Origin of the sequence: Ruminococcus sp. J1101004sp1_RTP21198st1_B9_RTP21198_201120, assembly GCF_040924245.1 — a bacterium.
Classification (GTDB): Bacteria; Bacillota; Clostridia; order Lachnospirales; family Lachnospiraceae; genus Blautia_A; species Blautia_A faecis.
Genome location: NZ_JBCOMI010000004.1, coordinates 39,507 through 51,324 on the forward strand (window position 1 = coordinate 39,507; position 11,818 = coordinate 51,324).

Sequence of the window (11,818 nt, forward strand, 5' to 3'; positions counted from 1 at the left end):
CAATTTTCAAATGTCACATGGACATTATTTTTTTAATAGTATTCTGCAAGATGTTTTTGCAAACAAAATCCTCAGAACTATCTACATTATTCCGGCCATTTAACCTCAGAGATCTCAGGATAACGCTCTTTAATAGCAGTCTCAAAGTTTGCCTTTGCTTTATCAAAGTCAACATTTCCCTGGAAATAATCACTGAAGGAGTTCTGGATAAGCTCTACACATCCCTGATCATATGCAGAAAGCGGTGCAATCTTAATGTTCTCTGCAACAGGTGCAAAATATGCAAATGGGTTCTGTCCGCCAAGGAACTCAGAAGAGAAGTTTGCATCATCTGTAGCAGCCTCTGCCATACCACTCTTTGTATTTGTGAAGTCTGAATAATCCTTAGAAATCTTTAACAGGTTGTCTTTGTCTGCAGTCATAGCAAGGATAATGTCTTTTGCATGCTCTGGATTATCAGTACCTGTTGCTGCATGAATGTAAGAACCGCCCCAATTGTATTCCTGCGGAGGATTTGTAACTGCCCATGAGCCTGCATCGCCATCCCAGTTTGGACTTAATGTAAAGTCGATTCCCCATGCCGGAAACAGGAATGCAAATACTTTTGACTGGGAGCCCATAGCTTTGTTCCAGTCATCGTTCCACTGTCCTTTTACAGTAGGGTTAAGGAAACCTGCATCCAGCCACTCTTTTGAATCATTTACCCAATCCATAATCTTCTGGTCAACTGTAATGGTTGTCTCACCAGGCTGTACCCAGGACTGTGCGATGCTGTTTCCATATAAACGGAAGGTGTCTGCATAAGAAGAAAATGTGTAGTAACCTTTCTCCTTCAGTTGAGCAGCAGTCTCTTTCATTGTATCCCAGTCTTTTACTTTCTCGCCTACTTCTGCCGGATCATCTGTTCCAAAAACTTCTTTTGCAATATCACGACGGTATACCAGGGTTCCTGGGCAGCACTGCCATGTAGAACCTCTCTGTACTCCGTCAGAGTCAGAAGCAGTTGTTCTTGTGAAATCGTACTGATCTGCAAGATCTGTATCTGGGTCAATTCCAAGATCTGTAAGCGGCATTGCTACATCTGCATCTTTGTCTGTATATTTGAAAACATAATCGGTCTCAGTTAAGAAAATATCTACTTTATCATCATCAGATGCATCAGCCTGATTCAGAAGCGCCTCATCAAGCTTCTGCTGGTAAACACCATCCTGGTTTGGGTTGATGATCCAATGGATCTCAGTTCCGTCTTTTAAGGTTGTAACAGTTCCATCGCTGGAAGTGGACTCAACTTCTGGATAAATAGCCTCCAGACGTGTACGGAACTCATCGTTCCAGGAATAGATGTTAATAACCTTTCCCTCTTCTCCTTCTGCATGTGCTACGGTTGCTATTGCAGCCATACCGGTAACTGCCATAACAGCTGTAAGTAACATAGATACTGCTCTCTTCTTCATATAAAAGATCCTCCTTTTTTGAGCATTTTCTTAATGCTGTATCTCTTTGGTGCAATAAATATACCATTTTTATTTTTGACATTATATTATTTCTCTTAACAAAATATCAGATTCATGTCATAATATAAAAAATGACACATTTTTGTTTTGGAGGGGATTACATGGCAATATCAAAAGACTGGTACAACACAGAATTTGAAGAAAACGAAACTGAATCCAAGCACAGGCCGCCTTCTGTTGAATATTCCTTTTATACGGCAGTAAAAACCGGAGATATGGAAACTGTCATACAGAACTGTAATGCAGATTCTTTTACGAATCTGGAGGGAACCGGAGTCCTTTCCAGAAACCCTGTCACGAATCTGAAATACCACTTTGTGGTTACAGCTGCGATGCTTACCAGATATTGCATTGACGGAGGGATGGAGGCAGAGCAGGCCTACCGGCTTAGTGACTTTTACATTTTAAAAATGGATTCCTGCACTTCCCTGCGACAGATTGCAGACCTTCACCACACTATGGCAAAGGATTTTACCGGAAAAATGATCCTGCAAAAAAAATTATCCGTACTTTCCAAGCCAGTTATGCAGTGCATTGATTACATCTATGCTCATATAAAGGACCGTATCACCATAGAAGACCTTGCCTGCCACACCGGTCTTTCCCAGAATTATCTATCCAGGGTATTCAAACAAAATCTTGGAATTTCCATCAGTGACTACATAAGGGAGAAAAAAATAGAAAAAGCCACACATCTTCTTCGCTACTCGGACAAAGCAGTAGTTGACATCGCCAATTACCTATCCTTCTCTTCCCAGAGTCACTTTATTCAGGTATTCGAAAATTTCACTGGTCTGACTCCAAAAAAATATAGGGATAGGTATTATAAATCCATGTGGTAAGCTGACCTAGAGCGTGTTTGAAAAAAGCTTTCTGCATGATGTGCGTCACAATTTGTGGAAGATTTTGTCCGGATGAAGGCGCCGTAGCGGGCTACGGCAACTGAATTCGGGCAAAATATACCGCAAAGTGGGGCGTGCAGATTGCGGGAATGATTTTTCAAACAGGCTCTAGCACGTAAGGCTCCTGCAATGCATAATTCTCCGCCTTACATAAAAAGACCGGATATTCAGGAATAACCTTTATTTATGCATTGTTATTCCTGAATATCTGGTCATTTTTCTAATTCTTTATCCAGATTAGTTCAAAATAATATTAATTTCATGTACTTTTTCCAAAGTCAGTTTTTCTATTTCAGAGCGCTTCAGGCGAGCCTGCCTGCCGCCTTCTGCCGACAGCAAAGTACCATCACAAAAGGCTTCTTTTATCTGCACTCTATTCCATTCTTTTTTCTCCCTGTTAAAAATATGAATGGAAAATTTCCTTCCGGCAAATTCTATTTTCAAGGAAGCTTTTCCTTCCTGATCGTACTGCTCAGGCATAAGTGCAGGTGCTATCACCATATCGCCCAGCTGGCCTTTTACTCCAAAAACTTCTGTTATCATGGTCAGCATATACCAGCTTGCAGCTCCGGTCAGATATGCGTATAAGCCTCTTCCCTGATTATCGAAATATTCCGGGATTCCCGGGTACATTTTGCTGCGTTCAAAATCCATTGCAGTATCAAGCAGAGTCTGAAGAACTTTGTATCCTTCTTTGGCGTGACCGGTTTTGTACAATGCATTGGCATACATAACTGCCATATGGGAAAAGACGGCACCATTTTCCTTTTCTCCATATGCAAATCCAAACATTCTTCCCAGGTCAAATTTTTCCTCTTTGAAATCTGTATTCAGGCGGTAGCCGCCGGCTTTCCTGTCATACAGATATGCATCTGCACTCCTGCAGATTGCCTGGATCTGTTCCTCTGTAGCGGTACCACTCATGACAGCAAATACCTGTCCGGTAAGCATCATTCGGGTGTTACACTCTGCACCGGCTTTATTGTCGGTTTCATCTGAAACCGCGCTATATTCTACTTTTCTTCCATGATTATCATAATATCCATTAAACCAGCCTTTATCCCCATCCTGGATCCATTCATTTTTCCGAATATTTTCCACGAGCCAGTCTGCTTTTTCTTCCAGATTGCTGCATACCATTTTCAGAGAAAGCACTACTTTATTTCCACTGAGATTATGGGCACTCAAATCAGTATATTGCTTCAAAACCTTCTGTTTTTTCTCAGGGTTTTCATATAACTGTTTTCCACAGGCAAACAGACATTCCATTTCTTCTGCAAGCTCAATCCTGTTAATTCCCTGAACACTCTCTATTTCTCTAAGCACATAAGCGATATCCTTCAAATTTCCGGCATAAGCACAGGTAAAGGCCACACTCTCACCTTTTTCCCAGGCCATGTCTAAGGCATCATTCCAGTCTGCTCCATGCAGACACATTTCATTATGATCTCCCACATCAAAAAATGCGCACAGATTTTGAAGAAGAATATGTTCCAGAACAGTTCCATGATATATTTCATTAGCATCTGTTTTCTGTAAATTACCATAACTGCTGTTCCATTCTTCATCATGAGCTGTTCCGCGTTTTGACTGAAGATCCTTAAAATATGGAATCTTCTCAAATAAAACATCAAGATCCCCGGTCTGATCCAAATAAAGCTTCGTAGTTACAAACGGCCAAAAGCTATGATCCATCCATACACGGGTAATATTATTCCTGTCTGCAATAAATTCTCCCTGACCACTTCCTATAATTGTGGCATTTGTTCCATCAATACGAACACCTCCATAATTATCAATGATCATCTGTCTTACCTCAGATGGCTCCATGATCAACAAGGCAAGGCAATCCTGCCATAAATCGCGCCAGCCGCGTCCCCCTTTTCCATAATCATGATAGGGGAGAAAAGAACATCCATAAATTCTTCTGAGGATTGGCTGGAAACAGATCCATTTCAGATAATTATCCGCATCTTCGCTTCCAGTTTCAAACGCTACATTAACCTTCCGAATCCAGTGTTCTTTTACTTCTTCCAGCATATTCCGTACCTGGGAGCGGGTCCTGCAGCCAGAAGTCAACGACTCTATCCATTTAGAAGTTTTTGCCGGATCTATTGCCTTTTTATCTGTATTTTCCTTTCTTGGGAACTGCTGCTCACCGGCATCTGCAATCCCACATAGTAAAATATAACCAGCTGTTTCCCTTGGTTTCAGTGTTTTCCGGCTGAATCGGATGCCTCCAACAGCCTCTTTTCCCTGAAGTTCTGTTCCAGAGGGTTTTCCGGGCTTATTAATTCTTACTGCCTCTGGATTCAGAAAGGTTCCGCCTTCTCCTATAAACTCCTCCACCGTAGGATAAAATGACTCCGGCTTCTCTCCGTTTTCATCTGAACCGTATACAAAATATGTAGTATTATTTTTCTGATGTCCCCGCTCGTCAAAGGACAAAACCGGGGTTACTTCCACACCATAATCGGTGGTCCGAATTCGGTGGAGAAGGGAGGTAACATGGCGGTGATCTCGAAGATTATCTGCACTTCTTCCATATACCGGAATTGCACCTGTTGGCACAATTTCCACTTTTTTTTCGGAAATATTTGTGATTTCCACATATTCTACTTCCATGTCCCCAGAAATTGTAACAAAAGATGTTACTTCTGCCTGAAGACCATATTTTTGTGATTTTCGGGAAATCTTCTGCCACATAAAACCAGCTTCCAGTGTGCTTTCGTCCTGCTTATCTGTAAATTTCTGAAATTCCTGTTCTGCAGAATTTCCACAGACAGACCAACAGCCCAGAAGCTTCGGATCTGCTCCAGACAGAGCAGTATCACATGCTTCTGTGCTTTTATATACCTGACACCAGAAATTTCTGGTATTTCGGTTGTTATGCAGGTTTTCAATACTTACAGGCTCAAGAAGGAAATGATTCTGATCCGTTTTGCTGTCACCTCCCAGATTAGGGGTGATACTGGATTTCAGTCCTTTTTCTCCCGCCATAGGCAGATACAGACCGCTATAATTTTCCGGATCATGTATAATAAAGCTTCCGTTTTTATCCTGAAATTCTATATGTTTCATCAATGTTTCTCGCTTTCTGCCTGCGTCCACCCACCAGGCCTACTAAATTTTTACGACAGATACAATTCAACCTCAGTTTCAGCAGTCAGCTTCTCCTGTGGAATATAATTATCTTTTAACTCTTCACCGTTTACAGTAAGTTTCTTAAATCCACTCTCTGCATGTCCCGGATTTTGCACTTTAATGTGCAGGTGACAGCCGCGGAAATCTTTTTCGACTTCAAATCCATCCCATTCTTTCGGTATGGACGGTGCGATACGAAGACCATAGAAATCAGGACGCATTCCAAGAATACCTTCCACACATCCTACCATAACAGTAGACGCAGTTCCAGTAAGCCAGTGTACATGAGAACGGCCAAAATTCGGACTTGCTTTCCCCTCTGTAAACTGACCATAGCAATATGGCTCAAGCCTGCGGATCTCCGCCTTATCATTCTGTGCAGCCGGAGCATTTTCCATAAAGTAGCCAAATGCTCTTTCTCCATGTCCCATTAATGCTTCTGCCAAAATGATCCATCCCTGTGACTGAGAAAAAATTCCTGCATTTTCTTTTGTTCCTGCATTATAAATTACAGCCAGTGCACCGTCAAAAGCATGTGCGTGATATGGGGGATCCATAAGAATAGCACCATACTCTGTATTCAGTCTTTCATAAACCTGCTCAAGTGCCAGTTCTGACTGCTCCTTTGTTGCAAGCCCACTGATCACAGCCCAGCTCTGGGGATTCAGCCACATATTTGCTTCCGGATCTGTACGCTGTCCGATTATTTCTCCTGCTTCTGTAAAACCGCGGATAAACCGGTCTTCATTCCAGCAAAGCTTTTCAATCAGTTTCCCAAGCTCTTCCTGGCTTTTTTCCAGATATGAGATATATTCTTCATCTTTTTCGTAAGCCGCAAACTCCTTCAAAATGGTCATTGCATAATAAAACTGCAAAGCTACAAAAGTAGATTCTCCATCTTTTCCAAGCCTCAGGCAGTCGTTCCAATCTGCATAAAGTCCCGCCGGCATTCCATGTTTTCCAAGATGTTCCATCGAGAACTGGATCGCACGTTTCAGATGCTCATATACTGTTCCTTCATCTTTATTGGCAAATGGGATTACCTCATCAATAAAATCTACATTTCCTGTCTCTGACACATACTTATATACAGTTGGAAAAAGCCATAGAGCATCGTCAGCACGATATGCCGGATGCCCTGTTTCCTGTACATAAGAAGCATCGTCCGGCGTATCCTCATGTCCTGGATTGTGGGTGAATTTAACAAGAGGCAGACCACCACCATTATCTACCTGGGCAGACAACATAAAACGGATCTTATCCGCTGCCATTTCAGGTGCCAGATGGATCACGCCCTGAATATCCTGCACAGTGTCGCGGTATCCATATCCATTGCGCAGACCGCAGTAAGTAAAGGATGCTGCTCTGGACCAGATAAAAGTCATAAAACAGTTGTAAGCGTTCCATGTGTTGATCATGGTATTAAATTCATTACTTGGAGTTTTTATCTGAAAATGTGAAAGCTGTCCATGCCAGTAACTGATCAGTTCTTCCAGTTCCCTTTCGCAAACCTGCTGGCAATTTTGGTCATAACGCGCAACAATCGCTTCTGCCTCGTCATTTTTTTTCATACCTACAAGAAAAGCCATCTCTTTCTTTTCTCCCGGGGCAAGCTTTAACACTGCTGTCAATGCACCACAGCTGTTTTCATTATAATTTCCCTCACAATTAAGCTTGCCGTCAATTACTCCTACCGGGTTTCCATAACCGTGATATCTCCCCAGAAATGCTTCTTTTTCACCGCACCAGGAATCCACTGGCACGCCGGCCAGACCCAGGAACCGATTTGTCACATCTTTGTTATCTACCTTTTCCCCTTCATCAAGACGATCCAGATTTGCATGGATCATCTGGCGTACACGGTTTCCTCTGAAAACAGTTTTGGTAATATACTGGGAATACTGCAGATTTACCTGATCCTGCTCATAGTTGCTGTTGTTGGTAAATTCCGCATATCCGGTTACATTAATTTCTCTTTCCTTATCAGAACAGTTCTCCACACAAAGGCTCCACACCTCATAAGACTGTCCCAGGGGTACATAATACCTAACCTCAGAATGAATACCGCTGTAATCTGCCATCATCCTGGTATAAGCAGTACCGTGGTGACATTCACTTTTATATTTTTCAAGATCCTTTCCTACAGGCTGCCATGACGCTGACCAAAAATCTTTCGTTTCATTGTCCCTCAGATAAATATATCTTCCCGGCTCGTCAAACTGATTAAAAACATAACGTAAAATTCTTCCGTTAGCACCAGACTTTACAAAGCTGTATCCGCCTGCATTATTGGACACAATGGCACCATATTCAGGATCTCCCAGATAGTTTACCCAAGGCGCTGGTGTATCTGGTCTGGTAATCACATATTCTCGTTTCTTATCATCAAAATATCCATATTTCATCCCTGCACACTCCTCCTGGTCTTTATATTGACCCGATTTTCCCATATGATATCTCATATGATAAAAAACATATACCAAAACTCACTATAAAATATCAAAATTATGACATGAAAAAAAGCACCCACCTCGCGGTGAGTGCTCTTCATTTTCATCTATTAAGCTAACTTGATCGGGTTGATCTTCACTCCAGGACCCATTGTCGGAGCAATAACAACGCTCTTTAAATACTGTCCTTTCAGTGTGCTAGGTCTAGCCTTTACAATAGCTCCAATCAGCGTCTGGAAGTTGTCGCTTAACTGCTCCTCAGTAAAGGAAGCTTTACCGATCGGCACATGGATAATGTTTGATTTGTCAAGACGATACTCAATCTTACCAGCTTTGATATCATTGATAGCCTTTGTAACATCCATAGTTACTGTACCAGCCTTCGGGTTAGGCATTAAACCTTTCGGTCCAAGTACACGACCAAGACGTCCAACAACACCCATCATATCTGGAGTTGCAACAACAACGTCGAAGTCAAGCCATCCCTCGTTCTGGATCTTCGGAATAAGGTCCTCAGCGCCAACGAAATCAGCACCTGCAGCCTTAGCTTCCTCAGCTTTTGCATCCTTAGCGAATACAAGAACGCGAACAGTTTTACCTGTACCGTGTGGCAGAACTACTGCACCACGGATCTGCTGATCTGCATGACGTCCATCGCAGCCTGTGCGGATATGAACTTCGATAGTCTCGTCAAATTTGGCAACAGCAGCTTTTTTAACTAAGCTGATAGCTTCATTAGTATCGTATAATGTTGCGCGGTCAACTGCCTTAGCAGCCTCCACGTATTTCTTTCCTCGTTTCATTTCTATAACCTCCTGTGGTATTTGCGGGGAAAAGCCCTCCCACTTACTATTTGTGATTAATCAACTACTTCAATTCCCATACTTCTTGCAGTACCAGCAATCATGCTTGCTGCTGCTTCGATGGATGCTGCATTTAAGTCTTTCATCTTAAGCTGAGCGATCTCCTCAACCTGAGCTTTTGTAACTTTAGCAACTTTTGTTTTGTTCGGTACGCCGGAACCGGATTTGATGTTTGCAGCTTTCTTAAGAAGAACTGCAGCCGGCGGAGTTTTGGTTATGAAGCTGAAACTTCTATCTGCATAAACAGTGATTACCACAGGAATGATCATACCATCCTGATCTGCTGTTCTCGCATTGAACTCTTTTGTAAACTGAACGATATTTACACCGTGCTGTCCAAGAGCCGGACCTACAGGTGGTGCTGGAGTTGCTTTACCAGCGGGAATCTGTAATTTGATATATCCTGTTACTTTCTTTGCCATTTTCGGCACCTCCTATGTGGTATTGGCGGGGGTATGTCCCTCCCACGATATTGTGTTACCTTTGTCTGTTACATTTTCTGAACTTCTGCGAAACTGATCACAACCGGTGTTTCGCGTCCAAACATCTCTACATTGATCGTTACAAGCTGTTTCTGCGGATTGATGGCAGTCACAACACCTGTAGTCTCTTTCCAGGCTCCGCCTGTTACTACTACGGTATCGCCCTCAGCGAAGTCAACGCGGACAGTCTCATCTTTGATGCCCAGCGGCTTCATTTCCTCTTCTGTGAGCGGTACAGGCTTGGATCCCGGACCAACAAACCCAGTCACTCCACGGGTATTCCGGACAACATACCAGGTATCGTCGTTCATGACCATGTTGATAAGAACATAGCTTGGGAACATTTTTCTCTGGACCTGCTTGGAAACACCATTACGCATCTCCACAACGTCTTCCAGAGGAACCCGTACTTCCAGAATCTGATCCTCAAGATGTCGGTTTTCAATTGTCTTCTCAATGTTGGCCTTTACCTTGTTCTCATAACCGGAATAGGTATGGACAACGTACCATTTTGCTTCTGACATACAATCACCTTTGTCCTTATTTGATTAAAAGATTAATGCATTCCAGAATGCCTGCATCCATCACACTGATGATCGCACCGAGAATTACGGTTATGACAATAACAACAACTGACTGTTTCATCAGTGTATCGCGGTCTGTCCAGACAATTTTGTTGAACTCTGCCTTCAGCCCCTGGAACCAGGATTTTTTCGGCTCCTTAGCCTTGGCGGTCTTGCCTGCAGATTTTTCTTTTTCTTGCATAGCCTAACCTCACAATCTAAAGTGACTATTTTGTTTCCTTGTGCATTGTGTGTCTCTGGCAGAACTTACAATATTTCTTGGTTTCCATTCTCTCAGGATGGTTCTTTTTCTCCTTGGTCATATTGTAGTTACGCTGCTTGCACTCTGTACATGCTAATGTAATCCTAACGCGCACAACTTCCACCTCCAGTGTTTTCATTTGCATGGTCTTAAATCAGCCTTTTCGGTGTATCCGCCACCGTTTTTCGGCATAAAAAAAAGACCTAACTTCCATGTCGCTTGTACAGTTTACCACACAGCGGACATATCCGTCAAGTCTTTTGCATATAATTCTTAAGGATTTTTTGACTAAAAATAAGCTCCAATCCATGCTGGATAGCAGCAAAAGGCAGTAGTGTCACAGAAGCTCTGTAAAGCCCTTGGGCGGCAAAGAAAAATCACTTTCCATGCACACTGAGAAAATATAATTCTCAAATTCCATTGTCCTGAAAAAGCCTGGTCTTTTCGGTGATTTTCCCAGAACAAAGCCCTGATCTTTTCGAATGATCTCGAAAGAATCAAGCGGAAGGCTCATCCCCCTGCCTGTCATTTTCATATAACTTTCCTTTAAGGTCCAAAGTGTAAAAAAAGCTTTGCCCGGGTCAGAAGCAGCTTCTATATATTCCCGCTCTGTCGAATGGAAATAATGCTCCGCAATTTCCAGAGGCGCATTGACATTCCGCTCAATGTCGCATCCCACTTCATCATCCGACACCACTCCCACCACATAGTCTCCGGCATGGGAGATATTAAAATGGAGATGATCCGCCACAGGCTTCCCATTTTCGGAATATTTCAGGCTGCTTTCGGAAAGTCCGTTCCCATTCAGGATCTTCCGGATCATAATTCCTGCGCCCAGACTCCTTTTTCGGTCATCCGGCTGAAGATACCGGATGACCTTCTTTCTTCTCTCTGGTCCAACTTGTTCCAAAAGACTTTCATTCTGCAAGGGATCCTCAAGAGTATTGATATTGATTCTATATAATTTTATCATTTCTTACTATAAAAAGCACCGGGTAGCAACTGTAGATTCCCCAGGCCTGCTCCAGACAGGCTGCTGTTCACTTCGCTTACAGCAATACGCAGCAATCATGCAAAGCATGATTGCGCGCCGCAATTCTCGAGTTTTCTGTGAACTTTTTGTCCAAAAAGCACCTCGCGGAATGTTGCCTGTGACATGCAATGCGCTTCGCCATGCACGAATTCAGCCTTTATTTCTTCTCAATATTAATCTTCTGATCAAATCCGGTAAGGCTGAAAACATCGTACACTTCATCAGAAACATTTACAATCCTGAAGCCTTCCTTGCCTGCCATCTTCTTATAAGCGGCGATTACCAGACGAAGTCCGGCAGAAGAGATATATTCCAGGTTTGCAAAGTCAAATACCAGGCTGGTTGTACCAGGATCAAGTGCTGACAGCTCCTTTTCCAGCTGCGGTGCAGTCTGGGTGTCAAGCCATCCTGTGATCTCCATAGTTACCTTGCTGCCCTCTGTCTTACTTACAATTTCCATTACAATTTCCTCCTTTAAGTTACAGGAAACACGCTCAACGGGTTTCCGGGGTTATCACGCAGCAGGCCCAGGAGGGGACTTCCAACACGAGTTCCCACCCTGCCCACTGAGTAAACCAGTTACTGTCCAGCTGTATGTAAAACTT

The 11,818-nt window shown here is 42.9% G+C and carries 12 protein-coding genes and 1 pseudogene; 2 read left to right on the plus strand and 11 right to left on the minus strand.

All coding sequences use genetic code 11. The features are described from left to right. Window positions 1–86: 86 nt before the first annotated feature. Entirely contained in the window at window positions 87–1,454 is a 1,368-nt protein-coding gene (locus tag AB5618_RS03695; RefSeq protein ID WP_148463498.1) for an ABC transporter substrate-binding protein, read from the minus strand. A 161-nt stretch (window positions 1,455–1,615) separates the two neighbouring features. Here AB5618_RS03695 and AB5618_RS03700 point away from each other — a divergent pair, with 161 nt between their 5' ends. Next, on the plus strand, window positions 1,616–2,356 hold the full coding sequence (locus AB5618_RS03700) for a helix-turn-helix domain-containing protein (protein ID WP_148463499.1): 741 nt from the start codon (window positions 1,616–1,618) through the stop codon (window positions 2,354–2,356). Window positions 2,357–2,418: 62 nt separating this feature from the next. Here AB5618_RS03700 and AB5618_RS03705 read toward each other — a convergent pair. Continuing rightward, window positions 2,419–2,496 (minus strand): annotated as a pseudogene (locus tag AB5618_RS03705) (DUF6783 domain-containing protein); the annotation flags it as partial. On the opposite strand from AB5618_RS03705, the gene AB5618_RS03710 reads away from it, so the two are divergent. Then, complete coding sequence (locus AB5618_RS03710) at window positions 2,491–2,535, plus strand: hypothetical protein (RefSeq protein WP_334285438.1); 45 nt, start codon at window positions 2,491–2,493, stop codon at window positions 2,533–2,535. The pseudogene AB5618_RS03705 and the gene AB5618_RS03710 sit on opposite strands and share 6 nt — an antisense overlap. Before the next feature lie 118 nt (window positions 2,536–2,653). On the opposite strand, the gene AB5618_RS03715 is transcribed toward AB5618_RS03710, so the two are convergent. The 9 genes from AB5618_RS03715 to AB5618_RS03755 form a co-directional block, all read right to left on the minus strand. Then, on the minus strand, window positions 2,654–5,497 hold the full coding sequence (locus tag AB5618_RS03715; RefSeq protein WP_148463501.1) for a cellobiose phosphorylase: 2,844 nt from the start codon (window positions 5,495–5,497) through the stop codon (window positions 2,654–2,656). Between the two features lie 50 nt (window positions 5,498–5,547). Beyond that, window positions 5,548–7,965 carry a N,N'-diacetylchitobiose phosphorylase gene (locus tag AB5618_RS03720; protein ID WP_148463502.1) on the minus strand — a complete coding sequence of 806 codons (2,418 nt, stop codon included), beginning with the start codon at window positions 7,963–7,965 and terminating at the stop codon, window positions 5,548–5,550. 155 nt (window positions 7,966–8,120) lie between these two features. After that, the gene (gene rplA, locus AB5618_RS03725) at window positions 8,121–8,813 is read right to left on the minus strand and encodes a 50S ribosomal protein L1 (RefSeq protein WP_118577943.1); all 693 of its coding nucleotides are present in this window, start codon (window positions 8,811–8,813) and stop codon (window positions 8,121–8,123) included. Window positions 8,814–8,869: 56 nt separating this feature from the next. Next, window positions 8,870–9,295, minus strand: a complete 426-nt coding sequence (gene rplK, locus AB5618_RS03730) for a 50S ribosomal protein L11 (protein WP_117852954.1) — start codon at window positions 9,293–9,295, stop codon at window positions 8,870–8,872. A gap of 68 nt (window positions 9,296–9,363) precedes the next feature. After that, the gene (gene nusG, locus AB5618_RS03735; protein ID WP_117852952.1) at window positions 9,364–9,879 is read right to left on the minus strand and encodes a transcription termination/antitermination protein NusG; all 516 of its coding nucleotides are present in this window, start codon (window positions 9,877–9,879) and stop codon (window positions 9,364–9,366) included. Between the two features lie 16 nt (window positions 9,880–9,895). Beyond that, a complete protein-coding gene (gene secE / locus AB5618_RS03740; RefSeq protein WP_148463503.1) occupies window positions 9,896–10,120 on the minus strand; it encodes a preprotein translocase subunit SecE in 225 nt (74 codons plus the stop codon). A 25-nt stretch (window positions 10,121–10,145) separates the two neighbouring features. Beyond that, window positions 10,146–10,295: a 50S ribosomal protein L33 gene (gene rpmG, locus AB5618_RS03745; protein WP_117853039.1), complete on the minus strand. Its 150-nt coding sequence runs from the start codon at window positions 10,293–10,295 to the stop codon at window positions 10,146–10,148. Between the two features lie 222 nt (window positions 10,296–10,517). After that, window positions 10,518–11,108 (minus strand): 4'-phosphopantetheinyl transferase superfamily protein, encoded by a 591-nt coding sequence (locus tag AB5618_RS03750; protein ID WP_226837789.1) that lies wholly within the window; start codon window positions 11,106–11,108, stop codon window positions 10,518–10,520. Window positions 11,109–11,370: 262 nt separating this feature from the next. Then, the gene (locus AB5618_RS03755; RefSeq protein WP_118577945.1) at window positions 11,371–11,673 is read right to left on the minus strand and encodes an STAS domain-containing protein; all 303 of its coding nucleotides are present in this window, start codon (window positions 11,671–11,673) and stop codon (window positions 11,371–11,373) included. Between the last annotated feature and the right edge of the window lie 145 nt (window positions 11,674–11,818).